Raw genomic sequence first — 21894 nt, 5'->3', positions numbered from 1 at the left:
TATGGCTACGGCAAACAAAAATTTATCAGACTATGATAAAGCAACAATCCCAAGCGCGAATAAATTTCGGTTTGGGATTGTTGTTTCAGAATGGAACAATACCATTACAGAAAAACTGTTTGAAGGGGCATATAATACCCTTATCGAGCAAGGCGTTTTACCTAATAATATCATAAGGTGGAATGTGCCCGGTAGCTTTGAACTGATCTATGGTTGTAAAAAAATGCAAGAGCAAATGGTAAATGCCGTTATTGCCATTGGAAGTGTTATTCAAGGAGAAACCAAACACTTCGACTTTGTTTGCGAAGCTGTGTCACAGGGCATAAAAGACCTTAATGTGAATCGTGAAACCCCTGTTATCTTTTGTGTACTTACCGATAATACAATGCAGCAGGCTCAAGAACGTTCCGGAGGTAAACACGGGAACAAAGGTACTGAAGCGGCTATAGCGGCTATTAAAATGGCAGTGCTAAGAAAAAATAGTTAAATATTTTTTGCATCAGGGCTTTTTGGTAGATAGTTGGAAAAAAGCAATACCCAATCTACATCAATCTTCCGCTAATATATTACTAATATTTTATGGTGTATACCTTCTTGATAAGTTTCACTATTCTTCTGACTTTTAACTTTTAACTTCAAACTTTAGTTTGTATTTTTGGGGATAAGCACAATGTACTTTGTTTAAACAGCGAAAGCATAGGACCTTTAATTATAAGCCTAGATTTACTAAAATTAATGAAGGTGATTCTGGCTTAGATGCTTCTGGAAAATCAGATTTTGTTTCGAAATGGAAAGAAGCCCAATCTGGTAAGCGAAAGCTTAAAGGTGGAGTGAAACTCACTACTTTAATTCTGGTTTTGGTATTATTATTGATTTGTATGTATTTGTTGGAAAAGAGATACCTGTAACCTAAAACTTAAAAATCATGGGACCAATAAAATTCACTTTAATTAAGAAATTGCCGAGAAATAAAAGGTTTAATTATACACCAAGGTATTATAAAGGAAAAGAGGAAACAGACGAAACAAAATATGCTACAAGATTTGATGCTTATGCAGATGCCTATAATAAAAGTGACTTTTCGGGCCAATGGCATGAAGCTAGGATGAATAATAGAAATAGAAATAATTCTGGATTTAATAAAACAATTTTAGTATTAATAGGTTTTTTTGTCTTGATTTTTCTTTTTATTATTGATTTCGATCTCTCTATTTTCTTTTCAAAATAATTCATGGCAGATATTATTCAGCTATTACCCGATCATGTAGCCAATCAAATAGCTGCAGGTGAAGTTGTGCAACGACCAGCTTCGGTAGTTAAAGAGCTATTGGAAAATGCTATTGATGCTGGAGCAACAACCATAAAGTTAATTGTTAAAGATGCCGGAAAAACCCTTATTCAGGTTATAGATAACGGTAAGGGGATGAGCACTACCGATGCCCGTTTAAGCTTCGAACGGCATGCCACGTCAAAGATTAGAACGGCCGACGATTTATTTCAACTGCATACTAAGGGGTTTCGGGGAGAAGCACTAGCAAGTATAGCTGCTATAGCACATGTGGAACTTAAAACCAAACAAGAACAGGATGAAGTAGGTACTTCAATAACCATTGAAGGTAGTGAAGTAATCTCCCAGGAAGTAGTGGTTACTCCTAGCGGTACCTCTATTTCAGTTAAAAACCTATTTTTTAATATTCCTGCAAGACGCAATTTTTTAAAATCTAATACTGTAGAACTACGCCATGTTATTGATGAATTCCATCGTGTGGCCTTAGCGCATCCCAGTATTCATTTTTTGTTGTATAATAATGGTAGTGACACCTTTAATTTACCGGTTAGTAATTATAGGCAGCGCATTGTAAATGTTTTTGGGAATAAGACCAACGAAAAATTAGTGCCTGTTGAAGAAGAAACAGATGTTTTAAAAATATCCGGTTTTATAGGAAAACCAGAGTTTGCCAAAAAAACAAGAGGTGAACAGTATTTTTTTGTGAATGACCGTTTCATTAAAAGTGCCTATTTAAACCATGCCATATTGTCGGCTTTCGAAGGGTTGATTAAAACTGGGATGCACCCTAGTTATTTTTTAAACCTAAAAGTAGACCCTCAATCCATTGATATCAATATTCATCCTACAAAAACCGAAATCAAGTTTGATGACGAGCATACCCTTTATGCCATTTTGCGTTCCTCAGTAAAGCACAGCCTTGGACAGTTTAATATTGCGCCCGTACTTGATTTTGAACGGGATTCCAATTTAGATACACCCTATAATTATTCAAAGTCAACAATAGAACCTCCAAAGATTGAAGTGGATCGAAATTTTAATCCGTTTCAAGAACAAAAGCAATCCAACAGACAGCTTACATCCAGTTTTAAAAAACAGTCTACTGGTCATTGGGATGGTTTATATGTAGGCTTGGAATCTAGGGAAATGGCGACTGACAATAACTTTACTAATGTAGAATTTGAAACCGAAAAATCGGAGAGCTCGCTGTTTGAAAACGACGACCAAAAGGAACACATAAGTACTACCTATCAACTTCATAATAAATACATTATTAGTACCATTAAATCAGGTATGTTGGTTATAGACCAATACCGTGCCCACCAACGTATATTGTACGAAGATTTTCTCCAAAATATAACAGTTAAGCAGGGGGTAAGTCAACAATTGTTGTTTGCTTTACAGTTGCATTTTTCGGTTCAGGAAATAGAAATCATTAAACCGTTGAGGGACGATTTGGAGCATATGGGTTTTATGTTTTCAAGTATTGAAAACGAATCGATAGAAATTACAGGACTCCCTTTAGGTGTGCCAGAAAGTGAGGTGTCCATTATCTTGGAGCAGCTTATAAGCGATGTACAGAACGAGGTGCCTGATGCCAACTTTAGTACAACGGATTTGCTTGCAAAATCAATGTCTAAAAGTTTGGCCATAAAAACAGGACAAACCTTAAAAAAGGACGAACAGGAACATATAGTGAATAAACTTTTTGCTTGCAAAGAACCCAATGTGTCTCCAACCAATAGGTTGACTTTTATTACGGTTGGGGTAGACGAGTTGGATAAAAAATTTATATAGTTTATGATGAGGATTTCAGATACGGTTAAGCATTTATTAATTATTAATGTGCTCATGTTTATTGGAACATTGGCTATTGGAGGAACTACTTTCTATGATTGGTTTGCTATGCATTTTCCAAAAAGTGAAAGTTTTAACTACTGGCAGATTATAACCCATATGTTTATGCATGGCGGTTTAATGCATTTAGCCTTGAACATGTTTGGTTTGTGGATGTTTGGTACGCCAGTAGAACAGGTTTTGGGGTCAAATCGCTTTTTATTTATTTATTTTTCAGCAGGTCTTGGTGCTTTGGCTTTACAGTTAGGTGAATATTATTTTAGATTTTTACCCCATTTTAACGATTTGGTTGCTTCAGGTTATTCAAAAACAGAAATTTTAGAAATGCTCTCAAAAGCAAGGGGTGTTGATGGAATGACTTCTGTACAGCATCAATATTTGCAGGAAGCATATTATTTGTATAGTGTTACTATGGTTGGAGCATCGGGTTGCTTGATGGGAATTTTAGCGGCTTTTGGAATAATGAATCCCGAAGCTAGATTAATGTTGATTTTTTTGCCGATTCCTGTAAAAGCAAAATATTTTATTCCTGCGCTACTTATTATTGAAACTATTTTGGGACTCAAAGGTCAATCTATTTTTGGTGGAGCAAATATTGCACATTTCGCCCATGTGGGTGGAGCGATAACGGGTGGTTTTATTATGTGGTATTGGAAAAAAACACAGTTTAATAAAAACCGGTGGGATTTATGACATCGTTATCACAGGACATAAAAAATAAGTTGCAACGCCTAAATGTATTAGAAAAGATAATCGCCATTAATCTAGCGGTCTTTCTTTTAGGTGCAATCTTTAAATCGGTTGTTAGCTGGTTTGAATTGCCAAGTAACTTTAATACATTTATACTCCAGCCATGGAGTGTGGTGACCTATGCTTTTGTGCATTATGATTTTATGCACATTCTGTTCAATATGTTATGGCTTTATGTTATAGCCCAATGGATTTTGAACCTGTTCAGCCCTAAAATGGCTTTAAACATTTACTTTCTTGGAGCCATTAGTGGGGCTATGCTCTATTTATTGCTTTACAACCTGTTTCCAGACGTTTTTGTAAACTCACGGTTGGTAGGTGCTTCGGCTTCTGTGAGGGCCTTGCTTATTTTTTTATGTGCTTATATACCCAATATGGAATTCCGGTTTTTTACCGTAAACATAAAATTATGGTATATTGGTTTGGTTATAGTTGTATTGGATGTACTAGGAGTTATTTCTGGAATAAAAGATCCTATTTTGGGAAATTCTGGAGGTAATATAGCCCATTTAGGGGGTGCGCTTTTAGGCTATTTTTATGCCAAACAGTTAACCAAGGGCACCGATATTGGTAAAGGTTTTGAAAGGTTTATGGATACTGTGGTAAGTCTGTTTAAGTCGCCCAAAAGAAAACCATTAAAAACTGTGCATAAAAATAAAAGTAAGGTTGGCGGTTTTACTAAAGGTGATTTTAATGCATTTAACAAGCAAAAACAGATTGATATTATTTTGGATAAAATTAGTAAGAGTGGCTACGATAGCCTAACGGCAGAAGAAAAGGAGCTTTTGTTTAGGGCAGGTAAATAGCTTTGGGTGTGCAGTTCTAATGTTCAAATGTCAGGATGGATTAATAATACACCAAAATGACCATTAATGTAATAACCAATAACTATTAATTTAAAGTGAAGAAATTGGGTTTATTTAATAGGATAATTTATGGTGTCAATGCGATATTGGCTGCAGTTCTTTTATTATCTTATTTATTGCCTTTACTACCCCCAAAAACGTTTTCCATATTGGCGGTACTTAATTTAGGTGTACCTTTTTTGATACTCACCAATGCGTTATGTTTTTTATACTGGTTGCTAAAGCTTAAAAAACAACTGCTCTTATCGTTTATTGCCTTATTTATAGGTTATCTTTTTTATGGGTCGTTGTATAAGTTTTCAGGATCAAAGAATATTGAAGCAACCAACAGTTTAAAAGTAATGAATTATAATGTGAGGTTATTCAATTTGTACGAATGGATCCCCGAAAAGCACATTGAAACCAAAATCACCGATTTTATAAAAGCCCAGACACCTGATATTTTAAGTTTGCAGGAATATCATCCACATAATAATGTCAACCTCTCTTTCTTTAAATATAAATACGAAAAACTTTCTGGTAAAAAGGTAAAGCATGGTCAGGCCATTTTTTCACAGTTTCCTATAATAAATAGTGGTTCTGTAGAGTTTCCCGATACTGGTAACAATGCTGTTTTTGCCGATATTGTAAAAGGAGAAGATACGATTAGGGTTTATAATATCCACTTAGAATCCATGCACATCAATACTAATGTTGAAAGTCTTAAAAAAGAAGATTCCGAACGCTTGTTTAAGCGGGTAAGCCAAACCTTTAAAATGCAACAGTTTCAAACCGAATTGTTTTTAATGCACAAAAAGCAATGCCGATATAAAATGATTATTTGTGGTGATTTTAATAACACGGCGTTTTCGTATGTATACCAAAAAATCAAAGGCAATTTAAACGATACTTTTAAAGAAACTGGTAATGGCTTTGGTAGTACGTATAATATTAAATTTTTTCCAGTACGTATTGATTACATTTTTGCTGATGAAGACTTTACTGTTAATGGTTTTAAGACATATAGTGAGAGTTATTCAGACCATTACCCCATAATGACAACGTTGAGCTTGGATAAAGAATAGGTGGGCAGTATTCTGTAGGCAGTGATGGTAAAATCCCTATTAACCATTAACCCAATAACTAATTACTTTCCTATAGGGAAAGGATCTACATAAAGCTACAATCCACTAAATCAGAAAGGATATGGATAACCAATCCTAGAGCTATCAGCCTTGATTTTTTTGGCACCAAGAGAAAAATATAGAATGTAATGGCAAAAGACGAATGTAAAGGATGAAAACCAATACTACATCTATTGGAATCGAAAACAGGAGTAGCCAATAAATGGTCTAAATCAATTACAAAAGCAGCTAACATAATTAGGTAAGCCATTTTCCAATTGGATTTATAAAATAATAAAGCTATTGCCAAGGGTAATAAAAAATGGCAACCATAATGGGCAAAGGACTGTAGCATTACATTAATTTTAATTCTTGGGATTCCAAATAGGTTAATGTATTAGGGCCTTCGTTAAACAGTAAATCCAAAACACTCAAGTTAGGAATAAAACCATGTTTGTCACTAAACACTTGAGTATATGGTTTGAAGTTATAAGAATGTTCTTTTTTGGCCTTAACCAAGTGACGATAATCAATGTAATCTTCAACGGTTTCTTTATAAATTTCAGATTTTGAGATGTTTAAATCCAGTTGTAAACAATCACAAACGGCATCAAAACAATTAAGGTTAAAGTCTAAAATATAGTCATACTGTTTTTGAAAAAGGGGTGCTAGATCATCTTCATAATATTCAAAAAAAGGTGATGTTCTATAAGCAGTAAGCAATGATTTCCAATGGATGCCCTGCCAATTTTCTGTATTGAAAATTTTGACATCCCTATACTTTTGTCTGTTTTTCTGGGTATGTATTACAGGAATATTTAAAGCTAACTTACCATTAGCACCGTAAATATAAGTTCGATTTCTATAGGTTTGCTTAACAAAATTATCGTCCATTTCAAACATCACTTCCTTGGCTTTAACCATGGCAACAAAATGGGCTATAGTCGGGAAGTATGTAGGGTGGATTAATATGTTCATTTTCATGTCATTCCTGCGAAGGCAGGAATCCATTTTTTAGTACTTTAAGTTTCAATTTATAAGATTCCTGCCTTCGCAGGAATGACAATCAACTGTTTGATTTCTTTCGCTTTTGCCATTTGCTAAAACCTATCCAACCAAACAGAACAACTAAAAAAGGAATGAAATAGGAAGTTGCTTTACCTTTCCCATGAACGGTAGTGAAAAAGCGTTCCCAACGTGGATTTTTAAGTCCGTCCCAACTCATCCAAATAAACACGGGCTTTCCAACTACATGGTCAAAAGGGACAAATCCCCAGGCGCGGGCATCGATAGAGTTATGGCGGTTATCACCCATCATCCAGTAATAATCCTGTTTAAAAGTATAGGTGTTTGCCGTTTCACCATTAATTAAAATTTGGTTGCCTTTTACCAGAAGCGTATTCCCTTCGTATTCGGTAATGACACGCTTGTAAAGCGGAAGTACTTCTAAGTTGATATCAATAGTTTTTCCTTTTTCTGGAATATATAAAGGCCCAAAAAAATCGGTATTCCATTTATAATCGGGGTGATGTGGAAATATATTGGCGTCCCTAACCCCTTTTTCAGCTTTAGCAGGGATAATAGTCGCTACATTTGGATGATTTTTAAATTTAGTAACACCATCATCGGTAATCGCAGGAAAAACATAGGTGTTTGGGAAAGGTCTTGGAGGATCTGTAATATCATAACGTTCCTTTAGAAAATTAAGGCTGAATCCACCATTTTTTGGCTGCACATAATAACTAAACTGCAATTTTGCTCTATCGGGCAATTGGTTTTGTTTGCCATTTATATAAACATAGCCATCACGCACTTCTAAGGAATCCCCTGGTAAACCCACACAACGCTTTACCAAATTGGTTTTTTTGTCTATGGGTTTATAATAGTTTCTATCAGGATGAAAATCGTTCATGTTCAACAAGGTGTCTGCTGGTTGGTTGAACACCACTATTTCATTACGCTTTATGTTTTCAAAACCCGGAAGTCGTAAATAGGGTAACTGTAACTTGTTTTTCCATGACTTACTGCCTTTATGGTCATCAAATAAATAGGATTTGGTTTTTAACCCTGGGATAGTGTCATGAACCATAGGGGCAGCTACGGTCGTTATAGGCACCCTTGCCCCATAATGAAATTTACTAACAAACAAAAAGTCGCCTACCAATAACGATTTTTCCAAAGAGGACGACGGGATGGTGAAAGGTTGCATAAAATAGGTATGCACAATGGTTGCCGCAACAATAGCAAACAAAATGGAGCTGGTCCATTCACCAGAGCCAGACTTAGGCTGTATGCTTCGATCTTCAACATAGTTTACATCAGCAACATAGTTTAAATAGTAGTTGTAGAACCCTAGGGTAACAACGGCCAAAAACGTATCGTTATAGGAGTTTTTGCCAAAACTCCTTGCCGTTTCTACCCAAACTACAATAAGCATAATGAGGTTAACAATGGGCAGGAACATTAAAATAATCCACCACCATGGACGGTTAATTATTTTCATTAGGATAATACCATTATAAACAGGAACAAATGCTTCCCAGGCTTTTCTGCCCGCTATAATATATAATTTCCATGTACCTAGACCATGCATAAGTTGGATGACTAATAGAAATGTAAACCATTGTGTTAACGTCATAATCTTTTCTATTGTGGTTTGCCTTTTGGCAAGAGATTAATTTTTAATGTTCAAATTTGCAGTTTTTCTAGATGAAATAAAAATCCTTGTTCATTGATTGGCTTATTTTTAACAAAGATTTATCATTGGAAATTGATTAAATCCCTAGTACATCTTTCATGTTAAAAACCCCCGTTTTACCTACTAACCATTCTGCTGCAATAACGGCGCCTAGGGCGAACCCTTGGCGGTTATGTGCAACATGCTCTATATTGATGGTGTCTACTTCACTTTTATAGTGAATGCTATGGGTTCCGGGAACATCTGCTATACGTTTAGAAATAATAGGGATTGTATTTTCACTGGCCTCATCTAATTTCCAGGCATTAACCTTATTGTGATTTTCAATAATATCGTTGGCCAAAGAAATAGCTGTACCACTTGGGGCATCCAGTTTTTGGGTATGATGAATTTCTTCCATACTTATATTGTATTGATTGAGCGAACTCATCATTTTTGCTAAGGTCTTATTTAGTTCAAAAAAGATATTTACGCCCAAACTGTAGTTCGAAGCATAAATAAACCCGCCTTGTTTTTCCTTGCATAGTGCCACAGCCTTATCGTAGTGATCTAACCATCCTGTAGTCCCAGAAACTACAGGTACATTGTTGTTCAAGCAAAGCGCAATGTTGTTGAATGCTACATTTGGGATGCTAAAATCTATAGCCACATCTGCTTTGGTGATGTCAAAGTCTTTATCGTCTTTATCAACGGTAAGTACTATATTATGCCCTCTATTAATAGCTATTTGCTCTATGGTCTGTCCCATTTTTCCGTATCCTAACAAAGCAATGTTCATATCTAAAATTTAAAATTTAAAGTTAAACCCAAATTACCTTTAGCATCAATCTCGTTTATTCTGTAATGTGGTGACAAAGATAGGTTATCGTCTACATTATATTGTAATAAATGCGCATCAACATTAGCATCGATAATATTTAGGGCATAAATTCCTATGGTTATTAATAGGGAGAGTTCTTTATTTCTTCTATAAAATTTTTGTGCACGTTGTAAGCCATCGTCCGTAATTCGAGGTGTTGTTAATTCTTCACCTTGCGGTCCAAAGTAAAATTCGTCTGTTTTAAAACCTGCTAAACGACTTTTAAAAGCATCTCTGTATCTATTGTATTCCTTATTGTTGTTGATGTAAAAATAGATTCCAGTACCCAAGGCACCATATACAAGAGGAATTTTCCAATATTTTTTGTTGTAGGCTTGTCCTAAGCCTGGTAATACTGCCGATAAAAATGCAGCTTTAGCAGGAGATAGCGGATTGATATCTTCACTAAACACTATGGCTTCTTCATTTATAATCTTTGGAGAGCCTTCTTGGTTTTGATTCTCTTTGTCTTGGGCAAGAACTGAAAAGCAAAACAGTAGAGAACATATACTTGCTGCTATGCTACGTTTATTTGGCACTCTGAACTAATTTTTTAATCCGGTTAAAATCTTCTTCGGAATGGAACGGTATAGTGATTTTTCCTTTCCCGTTTTTAGAAACTTTAACGTCTATTTTATGTCCAAAGTATTCTGAAAATGCAGTAATTCCTTTTTTAATGTACTTAGGGATGTCTTCTTCTGTAGTTTTATTGATGCTTGTTTTTGATTCAGGAGAAGTACTGTAGTTGCGCACCAATTCCTCGGTTTCCCTAACAGAAAGTTTATTGGCAAGGATATTTTCATAAATATCCAATTGTGATGCTTGGTCTTCAATAGTAATTAACGCCCTGCCGTGTCCCATACTTATAAAGCCATCTCTCATACCTGTTTGAATAATAGGATCAAGCTTTAGCAACCTCAAATAGTTGGCAATAGTAGAACGTTTTTTTCCAACACGTTCACTCATCTGCTCTTGGGTTAAATTAATTTCATCTATTAAACGTTGGTAAGATAATGCAATCTCTATGGGATCTAAATCTTGGCGTTGAATGTTTTCAACCAAAGCCATTTCCAGAGATTCTTGGTCGTTGGCAATCCTAATATAGGCAGGAATGGTTTCCAATCCTACAAGTTTGGATGCCCTGTAACGGCGTTCACCAGAAACCAATTGGTATTTGTTGAAATCTAATTTCCTAACCGTTATGGGTTGTATAATCCCCAATTCTTTTATGGATGATGCTAGTTCGCGAATGGACTCCTCACTAAAATTGGTTCTAGGTTGAAACGGGTTAACCTCAATAAAATCAATATCCAACTCAATGATATTACCTATAACTTTATCGGCATTTTTATCCTGAACCGATTGAATGTCATTTTCAGGATCTTTTAAAAGCGCCGACAACCCTCTACCTAAAGCTTGTTTTTTAGTTGCCTTAGCCATATTAATCGTTTTTATTGATAATTTCCTTTGCCAAACTTAAGTAATTCGTTGCACCTTTGCTACTGGCATCGTAATTAATTATGCTTTCACCGTAACTAGGTGCTTCGCTTAACCGTACATTTCGTTGAATAATAGTTTGGAATACCATATTATTGAAATGTTTTTGTACTTCTTCCACCACTTGGTTAGATAATCTTAAACGTGAGTCGTACATGGTTAACAGTAATCCTTCTATGTCCAACTCAGGGTTATGGATTTTTTGAACACTTTTAATGGTATTCAATAATTTTCCTAAACCTTCCAAAGCAAAATATTCGCATTGGATAGGGATAATTACAGCATCTGCAGCCGTTAATGCATTTAGGGTGAGTAAACCCAGTGATGGCGCACAATCTATGATAATATAATCATAAGCTTCTTTAATTGTGCTTATTGCTGTTTTGAGCATGTATTCTCTATTATCCTTGTCTACAAGCTCTATTTCAATTGCCACTAAGTCTATGTGAGCCGGTATGGCATCTAGATTAGGGGTTTCGGTTTTTATAATGGCCTCTTCAGCCGTATTGGAATGCTCTAAAAGTTGGTAGGTGCCTATTTTAACAGATTCTACATCAATTCCAATACCCGAAGTAGCATTGGCTTGCGGATCGGCATCAATAAGCAAGACTTTTTTTTCTAGAACACCAAGTGAAGCTGCTAAGTTTATGGACGTTGTGGTTTTGCCTACACCTCCTTTTTGATTAGCAATAGCAATGATTTTACCCATTAAATGATTTGGTTTTGTAAGCGGTAAAAATACAATTATTTATGAGGAATAAAAATGGAACTTGTTAACAGTATGTATAAAAAATGTATATCTATGACATAATGTGTTTGTAGATAAAAAACCTAATCAATTAAAATCTCTAAAATGGTAATGGCGGTATCGCTTATTTTGGTTCCGGGACCAAAAACAGCAATGGCACCTGCATCAAATAAAAATTGATAGTCCTGTTTGGGTATTACACCGCCCACAATAACCATAATATCATCTCGATCATAAGCTTTAAGGGCTTCAATAACTTGCGGCACCAAGGTTTTATGACCTGCAGCTAATGACGATACACCTAAAACATGTACGTCGTTCTCAACAGCTTGTTTAGCAACTTCTTGTGGTGTTTGGAATAACGGTCCAATATCTACATCAAAGCCTATATCTGCATAGCCAGTGGCCACTACTTTTGCCCCACGATCATGACCGTCTTGTCCCATTTTTGCGATCATTATACGTGGTCTTCTACCGTCCTGTTCGGCAAAAATATTTGCCAATTGTTGGGCTTTTTTAAACGACGTATCGTCTTTTATCTCTTTACTGTACACGCCAGAAAATGATTTTATTTCAGCTCTAAAACGTCCGAAGGCTATTTCCAAAGCATTGCTTATTTCACCTAATGTGGCACGTGCTCGGGCAGCTTCAATTGCTAAAGCCAGTAAGTTGGTATCTGTTTTTTTCGAATTTAAGGAATTTTTTGCTGCTTGGGTTAAATCGGTAAGAGCACTTTTAACTTTAATATTGTTTCTGTGGGCTTTTATAGTATTTAAACGTGCTATCTGTTCGTTTCTAACGGTTTGGTTGTCAACTTCTAAAGTTGTAATTGGGTCTTCCTTTTCCAATCGGTATTTATTGACACCTACTATTAAGTCTTGCCCAGAATCAATACGGGCCTGTTTTTTTGCAGCTGCTTCTTCGATACGTATTTTAGGTATGCCGGCCTCAATGGCTTTGGTCATGCCTCCCAAAGTTTCAACTTCTTCAATAAGCAGCCATGCTTTGTGTGCAATGTCGTGTGTTAGTCTTTCGACGTAATAACTTCCAGCCCATGGATCGACAGTCTTAGTGATTTTGGTTTCCTCTTGCAGAAACAATTGGGTGTTTCTGGCTATACGTGCCGAAAAATCAGTGGGCAGGGCAATGGCTTCGTCCAAGGCATTGGTGTGCAAGCTTTGTGTGCCACCAAAAGCAGCGGCCGCCGCTTCAATGGTGGTTCGAGCCACATTGTTGAAAGGGTCTTGTTCTGTTAAGCTCCAGCCCGATGTTTGACAATGAGTGCGTAATGCCAATGATTTTTCATTCTTTGGATTAAACTGCTTCACCAATTTGGCCCAAAGCATACGTGCCGCACGCATTTTTGCGATTTCCATAAAATGGTTCATGCCAATGGCCCAAAAGAAGGATAGGCGAGGAGCGAAGGTATCAATATCCATGCCTGCCTTAATTCCTGTTCTAAGATATTCCAATCCGTTGGCTAGGGTATAGGCCAATTCAATATCGCAGGTAGCTCCAGCTTCCTGCATATGGTAGCCTGAAATACTAATACTATTGAATTTAGGCATGTGTTTACTGGTAAATTCAAAAATATCTGAAATGATTTTCATGGAAGCTGTTGGCGGATAAATATAAGTGTTACGAACCATGAACTCCTTTAGGATGTCATTTTGAATGGTACCTGATAACTGCTGCAAGTTAACTCCTTGTTCTTCAGCTGTTACAATATAAAAAGCCATAATGGGTAATACTGCACCGTTCATGGTCATGGAAACACTCATTTTATCTAACGGAATCTGATTGAAGAGAATTTTCATATCCTCAACTGAATCTATAGCCACACCTGCTTTTCCCACATCGCCAACCACACGTTCATGGTCACTATCATAACCCCGATGGGTGGCCAAATCAAAGGCAACGGAAAGCCCTTTTTGACCTGCTTCTAAATTACGTCTATAAAAAGCATTGCTTTCTTCGGCAGTAGAAAAACCTGCATATTGCCTAATAGTCCATGGTCTTCGAACGTACATGGTACTATATGGACCACGCAAATAAGGCGGAATACCAGCAGTAAAGTTAAGGTGTTCCAAGTTTTCAATATCATCCTTGGTGTAAGTCGATTTTACCGCGATGCCTTCGGCTGTATCAAAGTATCTTTCTTCCCGCTTATAATTTACAGTTTCAGGCTTTAGGCTAATATGTTGGAGGCTTTTTCGCATTTAGTGATTATGCTCTGTATTAGTACCCAGTTTTGATTCGTTAGTGTTTCTTGAACTGATTGTAGAAAGATCTACATCAAATAATTTTGCGTAAAATAAATCAAAAGCTATATAGGCCGCTAGGTATTTGTCCCTAATGGCTAAGCTATATTGTGAGCTTAATGGTGCTCCAAAAAGTTTAGGGCTCATGCTGTTGGTAGAGACCAGGGCGTTAAGCGTTGTTTTTAAATCTTTGTTTTGAATGTTATTGGCGATACAGTTAAAAAAAGTGCTGTTATAATTTAAATGACTTTTTGGGTTATTGGCATCCCATAAATCGTTGTCATTCTTTAAGGCTTGAAAAACCTTTACAGTATGTGGTGACACCATTTCGGTATATTTTGCACGATTGTATATTGCATCTCGAACAAACTGTGAATAAGCCCTTAATTGATTTGGGTTTGGGTTGTTTTTACCATAAAAATTAACCACATCACTTTCGAAAGCAAACAGGGCTTCATTATATAATTTAGTATCTAGGGTTTCGCAGTTTAACACTATACCTTTGTCGGTGAATTCAAAATCGGTAAAAGATTGTTCTTTTTTGCAACCTAGCAGGGTTAATACAGATAAAAAAGTAATTAAATTAAGTTTTGGGTTCATATTACTGTTCATTTTTTAAACGTTTTTGTTCTAATGGTCCAGATAACCGATGTTCTATAATAGGTTCTATTAATGTTTTTCTGGGTTTGGTTTTTACAAAAGGATAAAGCTCCAGATCGTCTTTTATTTTATCATTAGGATTGGGATACTTATTGGTGCCTAATAAAATTTCATCACCATTGTTAAAGGCTGTTTGTTCCTTTTGGGCACTTTCTTTTATCTTACGCTGAATGGTACCATTTTTAAGCTGTTTTAGAAAACCTCCATTGGTTTCAATATCCTTAAACAGATTTAAGACTTTTTCGGCTAGTTGCTGGGTTAGGGTTTCAATATAGTAAGTGCCATCGCATGGATTATCCACTTTATTGAAATAACTTTCATGTTTTAAAATTAGCAGTTGGTTTCTAGCGATGCGTACACCAAAGGCATTCGATTTATGGTAAATGGCATCGTAAGGTAAATTACAAATTGTGTTGGCACCTCCTAAAATAGCACTCATACATTCGGTGGTTGTTCGTAACATGTTGGTATTATAGTCGTAAAGCGTTTTATTGCGTTTGGTAGGGGTCGCTAAGATATGACAATCGGTATTGACTTGATATTCTGAAGCCAGTGTTTTCCAAAGTAACCTTAGTGCCCTTAGTTTGGCTATTTCGAAGAAATAATTAGTGCCAATTGAAACATTAAAAGTTAATTGAAGTGATTGCTTTGTTTGTCTCGTGATGACAGAGTTATCCAGATGATTCAAATATTCATTGGCATGGGCTAGGCTATAGGCCAATTGCTGTACCATGGTAGCTCCTGCATTTTGATATAGTGATGTATTAACGGTAAATGATTTGGTGCTTTTGAGGATGTCTTCAAATTGATTAAAATCCTCATTTAGGTTGTTATACCAATTTCCTGATTTGGCAAGATTTCCTATAATATCGGTATGAACAAATATAGACTTTGAATCCAAGGATGATAATTTGCTTATAAAATCATCGGAAACAAATTGTAATTCCAAATGAAGAGAAGTTTTGTTTAAATCGATGCTTTTCAATAAGTTTTTTAAAGAAATATTGGCATGGGGCAAAACAAACTTGATGCTATCTGAACCACATTCAATGGCATCAATGGCCTTTGTATTTGCTTTTTCTGCATTTGAAACAAAAATAGACTGACAAATTTTCCACTGGGTTGTCTCCGTGTTTGATATTTCGGGAAGTTCCTTAAAATCATCGGCATGGTAAAAGGGTTTTACGGCAATATCCTCATCGGTATTCCAAACAAGGGTGTCGTTATAGTCTGCTCCTTTTAGATCGAACTGAATTTTTTGTTTCCACTGCTTGGCCGAAACATCATTAAAATCATCAAACAAACGGTTATTCATTTGGTTTGGTTTTTAAGCTGTCTTCATATTCAATAATATAAATTTCTTCATTTTCCCGCTTCATATAATATTCTTCCCTTGCAAATTTTTCCAAACCTTCATCGGTTTTTAAATTTTCAATGGCTTTGTTATCCTTTTCAATTTCCCTTTTGTAATATTCCTTTTCGGCTTCCAATGCATCAATATCATTATTGAGTTCGTTGTGTATTAGCCATGAATTGGCATCAAAAAATAGCATCCAAACAACAAATCCTATAATGATGATCACAAACCAGTTTTTAAAGGGTTTTAAATATTTCTTTTTTAAGATGCCCATTTTAAAGTTTGTTGTATATAATAGTTTTAACGATATCTATAGCCACGGTGTTGTATTTATTGTTTGGTATGATGATGTCTGCATATTCTTTCATTGGTTCAATAAATTGGTCGTGCATGGGTTTTAGCGTGGTTTGATATCGGGTGAGCACTTCGTTTAAATCCCTGCCACGTTCAGAAATATCACGCTTTAAACGCCTTATTAGGCGTTCGTCCGTATCGGCATGAACAAACATTCTTATATCGAACATGTCCCTAAGTTCAGGGTTGGTTAAAATTAAAATACCTTCAACAATAATCACCTTTCTGGGATGGGTTAAAATAGTGTCTCCCGTTCTATTGTGCTTAACAAATGAGTAAACAGGTTGGTGTATTGGTATATTGTTTTTCAGGTCTTTTAATTGTGATACCAGTAAATCAAAATCAATAGATCTTGGATGGTCAAAATTAATATTTACACGTTCTTCATAGGTTAAGTGTGAAGTATCTTTATAATAGGAGTCCTGTGAAATCACACCCACTTCGCCTTCGGGTAGTTCATTTAGTATTTGATTGACAACCGTGGTTTTACCACAGCCAGTTCCACCAGCAATTCCAATAATCAACATAATTCATGTTTGAGTTAGTCTTACAAAATTAATTAAATGTTGAAACTTATTTTTTAATTTTAAAAACTTCTTCTTCTGTGACCATTTTATCGTTTTTATTACCCCAGCTGTTGGTAATATAATTCATCACATCAGCAACTTCATCATCACTAAGTCCTAAAGGAGCCATAATGCCATTGTAAGTTTTGCCATTAACAGTTATTTCTCCTTCCCGACCATATTTAATGCCTCTTATACTTTCTTCCCTATTTTTCAGTAGAAAATCTGATTTTGCCAATGGCGGATTAACCATTTCAACGCCTTCCCCATTGGGCATATGGCAGGTAGCACAGAAATCGGTATAAATTTCACTGCCTCGTGCGATACTGGCTTCTAATGGTGTTTGTTGGGTTAGGTGTTCTTTGTTGTTGGGGTTTAATAGGTAAAGTGATGTTAGGGTAATGAGGTAAATGGTGAATAATTTCATGTACTAAGTGCTTCTTAATTATAGTGGTTAACCACTGTTTGAAATTTTTATTTCTATAAATACTATTGTTTTGGAACTATTTTGTAAATACCTTTTCCTTCTACGGCTATATAGATATATCCATTAGGGGCTTCAATAACATTTCTTACTCTACCAATATCTTCAAATAGCTTTTCGCGTTTTATAACTTTATTATTTTCCAAAACAAGACGTTCTAGGTACTTAAACTTTAAGGAGCCTACAAGCACATTGCCTTTCCAATCGGGGTATTTATTAGAAGATACAATAGTCATCCCACAAGGAGCAATGGAAGGGACCCAATAGAACAAGGGTTGTTCCATGCCTTCTTTTTCGGTTAAATCGGTAAAGGAGGAACCGTCGTAATTAATACCGTAAGATATTATGGGCCAACCGTAATTTTTTGCTTTTTGGATGATATTGATTTCATCGCCGCCCTGTGGGCCGTGTTCGTTTACCCAAATGGCACCTGTAAATGGGTTTCTTGCCATGCCTTGTGGGTTTCTGTGTCCATAGCTAAAAATAGCGATTTTAGCGTTTTCGGTATTCACAAAAGGGTTGTCGGCGGGTATACTGCCATCATCGTTTAGCCTATAAATTTTACCGCCGTCTTTGGTGATGTCTTGTGGATTAACGTCCCTGTTACCCCTGTCTCCAACCGAAAAGTATAAATATCCCTCATTGTCAAAAGCGATTCTAGATCCCCAATGCTGCCCCTTTTTGGTGTTAGGTACTGCTTTATACAGTACTTGCTTTTCTACCAGAGAATTACTGCTTAGTTTTGCTCGCATTAAAGCCGTATTTCCACCATCACCTTCGCCTTCCTGTGAACTATAGGTCATGTAAATCCACCCATTGTTTTCATAATCGGGATGCAATTGTATATCCAGAAAACCACCCTGACCTCTAGGGTATACTTCTGGCGCGCCTTCGATAGTGGTTTTTTGTCCATCCTTAAAATGAATGAGTGTTCCTGATTTTTCGGTAATTAGCATGCTGCCGTCTGGCAAAAAAGCTAAGCCCCAAGGTATGTTTAAGTCTGGAACAATCAATTCTGTACTGTAATTTAAAGTAATCGGATTTTCAGCTTTTACTTCAGATTCTGTTTGTTGCGCACAAGCTGCACATGCTATAAATAGTATAACTAGAAGGGAGTTGATCTTTTTCATAATATACAATTCAATGTTTTAAAAAATATAATTTAAACTGCATCCTGTAAAATAATTGGAAGGGTTTCCGGGATAATAATATCTCGGTGCACTTCCATTAAACCCAGTAGCGTTAATTAGTATTTGTGAGGCATAATGCGTGTCAAATATATTGTTTATACCCATAAAAACATTCACTTTTAATGATTTATTAAGATTTAAAAGGTACCCCATTTTTAAATGGGTTAAATTATAACTGTTAGAGTACAGGCTATTATTATCTGTTATCGGTATGCTTCCAACATGTTGATGGTTTATATGTCCATATAATCCCAGATTAAAATTAATATCTAGCCCCACATTAAACACATTTGAAGGGACCCCTGTTAGATCATTTCCGGAGTAATCGTTGTTGTCGTCTATAAATGCTTTGAATTTATAATTGTTCAATGAGTAGCTAATAAAAGAAGTCATTTTAAGTGTTTTGGTTTGCAACCAATTATAGTTTAAATCCAGTTCCAGACCATCGTGTCGTGTTTTACCAGCATTGATACCTATAAACTCATCATAATCTGTTCTTCTAGAGACTAAAAGATTTTTAATGGCTAAGCGATATAGGGATAACTGAAACCAAAGCTTGTTATTTAGTGCCATACCACGAGAACCGATTTCAAAATTCCAACCAGTTTCAGGTTTTAATTGGTTGTTAATTTGTCCATTAGGTAAGAGTGTTTCATTAGCCGAAACCGGAGAGAAACCATGTGAGATGCTGGAAAATATGCTAATATCCTTGAAGGCTAAATGATTCACCCCAAATTTTGGAGAGACTATGTACTTGTACTTATAACTTCCCGATTGATCTGGATTTGCTTGGGAGACAGGAAACCTGTCATCCAATTTATAAGCCGTTTTATTAAGATTCAAACCTAAGGATAGGGTGGTGTTTTTGGAAACTTCTAAATAGGATTCTGTAAAAATATTGTAATAACTTCTATCTTCTTTAAAGTGAGTTAATATATCACCTTTTACACTTCCTGTGCCGATAGGGAAATCTTTATACAAGTTTTCAAGTGTTTTGTATTTGTGCAAATCCTTAAATAGTTCTATTCCAATAGTCCATTTTAGTTTTTTATTTAACCATTTTGTATTGCCTAAAAGACGTGTTCTTAAACCTATGCCCCATGTACTTTCATCCAGAATGTTAAAGGGTCTGGGTTCATAAGCCTTTCTGTATGTACTAAACAAACTAGTATGTTGGATTAGTTTTGTGTTAAAGTCGTGTTGCCATGACAGTCCTAAAATAGCCCGCTCACTATCTTCGTAACCCTGTGCATGTCCCCAAGTAAAAGCTGCTTTTTTTGGGTTGTTCATAAAATCGTTTTCGTTAAGTGAACTCGGTATATAAGCTTTTAAGTCAACGTAACTGGCTAAAATGGATAGTTTGTTTTTTGCATTTAAGAAGTGATTGGTATTAAAAGTAAAAGTCTGCCTAGCATAGTTGTTGTTATCGCGGTAACCATTACTATCCGTATTGCTATAAATAGCATTAACACTATTTTTTGTGCTTCCATAATTTAGATTTATAACCTGTTTGGAGAGTCCGAAAGATCCAAAAGAAAACTCAGTGTTTATGTTGGTTTGGTTAAATAGTGTCTTTTTAGGTTTAAGTTGTATAACACCACCTAGACCAGCACCATAACTACTGGATACAGCACCTTTAACGATCTCGAAACTTGAAATGGAAGCAAGCTCAAAATCTTCAATGGTGGTTTCACCACTGCCATTGGTTAATGGAATATCCTTAAAGTATGCTCTAATTTTTGAGGTTCCAAAGTCAGTTCTAGATCCAACGCCCCTTATCGTGATTCTATTGGTATTAAGAGCGCCACTTTGCATAAAAATGCCTGGTACTCTGTTTAAAACATGAGAAAAATTAATATTATTTAAACGTTGGATGTCTTTTGTGTTAATAAGATTTATTGATGCTGTTGAGGTTTTTAGTACTTTAGGGATAAGGTTGGATTGAACAATAATTTCATTTAGCAGAGAAGGGTTTTGGTTTAATTGAATAACATAAAAAGTGTTTTTCTTTAACTTAAATGGTTTTGATATGTAACCATCTTTTTTAAACAGGTAAGTGCCTTCCGTTAAAACTTGAAAAGTACCATCAAAAAGTGAATAGGTCTTGGTCTGGTTATCGTTATTGACGATTACAACATCTGGTAGAGCTGTACCATTTTCGCTTTCAATAACTTTGCCTTTTATCATAGCTTGTCCATAACCTAAACTAGATAAGGCTAAAAAAAAATAAATGAAATATCTATTTATAAACAAATGCACTATGCTACTTGCAATTATTGGGCTAAAGTATAGTTTTTGTAATAAAAAATTAAAAAAATATGATTGCGATACAGATAAATAAAATTATATTTGCATCCCTTTTCGGGGTGTAGCGTAGCCCGGTCATCGCGCCTGCTTTGGGAGCAGGAGGTCGCAGGTTCGAATCCTGCCACCCCGACAAACCTAGTATTAGGTTAAAATAAAACACTGTTAATCGAATGATTTTCAGTGTTTTTTGTTTTAACAAAAAACAATACAGATCATGTCTTGTTAGCTGATTGCATTATTCAATTTGTGTTATGAAAATTCTAAGTAAAGTTGTAACACCAATAAACAAAATGAATAATAATGATAACCTCCTAAATTTTGATTGTGGTATATAAGCCAAAACCTTTTTGCCTATAAAGGACCCCATCAATCCAATAACAAATAAAAATGGTACATACTTTAAGTCATGTTTATGAATGTAACCATTGTTGTAATAAACAAATGTTCTGGAAAAGTCTATTATAAAATCAATAAAAGCCGATGTTGCGATAAATACACTTTTTTCTAAGTTAAAAGCGGCCATGGTTAAACCGCGGATCGCACCACCGGTGCCAAGCAATCCAGCTGAAAATCCAGATAGGGACCCCCCAATTATAGCATTTTTGTTTTTTGCATGAACTACAATTTTATTTTTTATTAAAAATAAAATACTCAAGCCTATAAGAAATATTCCTAAAAAGATTTCTAAAAAGTACGTATCAAGAAATTTTGACATTATACCTCCCAGCACTACAAAAATTACTGAAGGAATACCAATGTATAGTAATAGTCTTATGTTCAATCCCTTTTTAAAGAGAAAAATTTTGCTCAAATTACTCGACAAATGAAAAATTGCCGTCAACCCAAGTACAGAATAGAAATCGAAATAAAAATTTCCTAGCGGAACAAAGAACACCGAAGATCCAAAACCACCTATAGTACCAATTATTTCGGCTATCAATGCCAGAAGCAAAAACACATAATTGGTGTCTTTCATTTAATTAATGTATTTAAGCGTTAGCTTTTAGCTAAGATGTTTATATAGGATACAAAGCAAGATAGCAAAATTG

At 35.6% G+C, this 21894-nt stretch carries 23 protein-coding genes and 1 tRNA gene; 8 read left to right on the top strand and 16 right to left on the bottom strand.

Going from position 1 to position 21894, the window contains the following annotated elements; translation table 11 throughout:
- The first annotated feature begins 1 nt into the window (after window position 1).
- From ribH to MR053_RS11845, 7 genes are all read left to right on the top strand, one after another.
- Window positions 2-487, top strand: a complete 486-nt coding sequence (gene ribH, locus MR053_RS11875; RefSeq protein ID WP_242132650.1) for a 6,7-dimethyl-8-ribityllumazine synthase — start codon at window positions 2-4, stop codon at window positions 485-487.
- A 190-nt stretch (window positions 488-677) separates the two neighbouring features.
- Window positions 678-908 carry a hypothetical protein gene (locus MR053_RS11870; RefSeq protein WP_242132649.1) on the top strand — a complete coding sequence of 77 codons (231 nt, stop codon included), beginning with the start codon at window positions 678-680 and terminating at the stop codon, window positions 906-908.
- Window positions 909-925: 17 nt separating this feature from the next.
- On the top strand, window positions 926-1228 hold the full coding sequence (locus tag MR053_RS11865; protein WP_223551692.1) for a hypothetical protein: 303 nt from the start codon (window positions 926-928) through the stop codon (window positions 1226-1228).
- 3 nt (window positions 1229-1231) lie between these two features.
- Window positions 1232-3085: a DNA mismatch repair endonuclease MutL gene (mutL, locus tag MR053_RS11860; RefSeq protein ID WP_242132648.1), complete on the top strand. Its 1854-nt coding sequence runs from the start codon at window positions 1232-1234 to the stop codon at window positions 3083-3085.
- A 3-nt stretch (window positions 3086-3088) separates the two neighbouring features.
- Entirely contained in the window at window positions 3089-3838 is a 750-nt protein-coding gene (locus MR053_RS11855; protein ID WP_242132647.1) for a rhomboid family intramembrane serine protease, read from the top strand.
- Window positions 3835-4701 (top strand): rhomboid family intramembrane serine protease, encoded by an 867-nt coding sequence (locus MR053_RS11850; protein WP_242132646.1) that lies wholly within the window; start codon window positions 3835-3837, stop codon window positions 4699-4701. Before MR053_RS11855 ends, MR053_RS11850 begins: the two co-directional genes overlap by 4 nt.
- 95 nt (window positions 4702-4796) lie before the next feature.
- On the top strand, window positions 4797-5825 hold the full coding sequence (locus MR053_RS11845) for an endonuclease/exonuclease/phosphatase family protein (RefSeq protein WP_242132645.1): 1029 nt from the start codon (window positions 4797-4799) through the stop codon (window positions 5823-5825).
- A gap of 85 nt (window positions 5826-5910) precedes the next feature.
- Here MR053_RS11845 and MR053_RS11840 read toward each other — a convergent pair whose 3' ends face one another.
- The 15 genes from MR053_RS11840 to MR053_RS11770 form a co-directional block, all read right to left on the bottom strand.
- Window positions 5911-6219: a DUF6122 family protein gene (locus tag MR053_RS11840; RefSeq protein WP_242132644.1), complete on the bottom strand. Its 309-nt coding sequence runs from the start codon at window positions 6217-6219 to the stop codon at window positions 5911-5913.
- Window positions 6219-6842 (bottom strand): WbqC family protein, encoded by a 624-nt coding sequence (locus MR053_RS11835; RefSeq protein ID WP_242132741.1) that lies wholly within the window; start codon window positions 6840-6842, stop codon window positions 6219-6221. The genes MR053_RS11840 and MR053_RS11835 overlap by 1 nt, the downstream gene beginning before the upstream one ends.
- Window positions 6843-6930: 88 nt before the next feature.
- Window positions 6931-8502: a signal peptidase I gene (gene lepB, locus MR053_RS11830; protein ID WP_242132643.1), complete on the bottom strand. Its 1572-nt coding sequence runs from the start codon at window positions 8500-8502 to the stop codon at window positions 6931-6933.
- A 136-nt stretch (window positions 8503-8638) separates the two neighbouring features.
- Window positions 8639-9340, bottom strand: coding sequence for a 4-hydroxy-tetrahydrodipicolinate reductase (gene dapB / locus MR053_RS11825; protein WP_242132642.1), 702 nt, complete (start codon window positions 9338-9340; stop codon window positions 8639-8641).
- 2 nt (window positions 9341-9342) lie between these two features.
- Window positions 9343-9960: a DUF5683 domain-containing protein gene (locus MR053_RS11820; RefSeq protein ID WP_242132641.1), complete on the bottom strand. Its 618-nt coding sequence runs from the start codon at window positions 9958-9960 to the stop codon at window positions 9343-9345.
- The gene (locus tag MR053_RS11815; RefSeq protein WP_242132640.1) at window positions 9950-10861 is read right to left on the bottom strand and encodes a ParB/RepB/Spo0J family partition protein; all 912 of its coding nucleotides are present in this window, start codon (window positions 10859-10861) and stop codon (window positions 9950-9952) included. Before MR053_RS11815 ends, MR053_RS11820 begins: the two co-directional genes overlap by 11 nt.
- 1 nt (window position 10862) lies before the next feature.
- Complete coding sequence (locus MR053_RS11810; protein WP_242132639.1) at window positions 10863-11627, bottom strand: ParA family protein; 765 nt, start codon at window positions 11625-11627, stop codon at window positions 10863-10865.
- Between the two features lie 122 nt (window positions 11628-11749).
- Window positions 11750-13885, bottom strand: coding sequence for a methylmalonyl-CoA mutase (gene scpA, locus MR053_RS11805; protein WP_242132638.1), 2136 nt, complete (start codon window positions 13883-13885; stop codon window positions 11750-11752).
- On the bottom strand, window positions 13886-14539 hold the full coding sequence (locus tag MR053_RS11800; RefSeq protein ID WP_242132637.1) for a hypothetical protein: 654 nt from the start codon (window positions 14537-14539) through the stop codon (window positions 13886-13888).
- A complete protein-coding gene (locus MR053_RS11795) occupies window positions 14529-15902 on the bottom strand; it encodes a methylmalonyl-CoA mutase subunit beta (protein WP_242132636.1) in 1374 nt (457 codons plus the stop codon). Before MR053_RS11795 ends, MR053_RS11800 begins: the two co-directional genes overlap by 11 nt.
- Window positions 15895-16218, bottom strand: a complete 324-nt coding sequence (locus tag MR053_RS11790; protein WP_242132635.1) for an FtsB family cell division protein — start codon at window positions 16216-16218, stop codon at window positions 15895-15897. The genes MR053_RS11795 and MR053_RS11790 overlap by 8 nt, the downstream gene beginning before the upstream one ends.
- Before the next feature lies 1 nt (window position 16219).
- A complete protein-coding gene (gene udk, locus MR053_RS11785) occupies window positions 16220-16825 on the bottom strand; it encodes a uridine kinase (protein ID WP_223551707.1) in 606 nt (201 codons plus the stop codon).
- Window positions 16826-16871: 46 nt separating this feature from the next.
- Entirely contained in the window at window positions 16872-17291 is a 420-nt protein-coding gene (locus MR053_RS11780; RefSeq protein WP_242132634.1) for a c-type cytochrome, read from the bottom strand.
- A 62-nt stretch (window positions 17292-17353) separates the two neighbouring features.
- Entirely contained in the window at window positions 17354-18478 is a 1125-nt protein-coding gene (locus MR053_RS11775; protein WP_242132633.1) for a PQQ-dependent sugar dehydrogenase, read from the bottom strand.
- 18 nt (window positions 18479-18496) lie between these two features.
- On the bottom strand, window positions 18497-20725 hold the full coding sequence (locus MR053_RS11770; protein WP_242132632.1) for a TonB-dependent receptor domain-containing protein: 2229 nt from the start codon (window positions 20723-20725) through the stop codon (window positions 18497-18499).
- A 175-nt stretch (window positions 20726-20900) separates the two neighbouring features.
- Between MR053_RS11770 and MR053_RS11765 the strand changes: the two genes are divergently transcribed.
- Window positions 20901-20975 (top strand) — tRNA-Pro (locus MR053_RS11765).
- A 105-nt stretch (window positions 20976-21080) separates the two neighbouring features.
- Here the strand turns inward: MR053_RS11765 and MR053_RS11760 are convergent.
- A complete protein-coding gene (locus tag MR053_RS11760) occupies window positions 21081-21821 on the bottom strand; it encodes a sulfite exporter TauE/SafE family protein (protein WP_242132631.1) in 741 nt (246 codons plus the stop codon).
- Window positions 21822-21894: the final 73 nt, after the last annotated feature.

Source organism: Aestuariivivens marinum, from assembly GCF_022662175.1.
Classification (GTDB): Bacteria; Bacteroidota; Bacteroidia; order Flavobacteriales; family Flavobacteriaceae; genus Aestuariivivens; species Aestuariivivens marinum.
The sequence above is the reverse complement of the archived record's forward strand: the minus strand, read 5'-3'. Positions and strand labels throughout refer to the sequence as shown.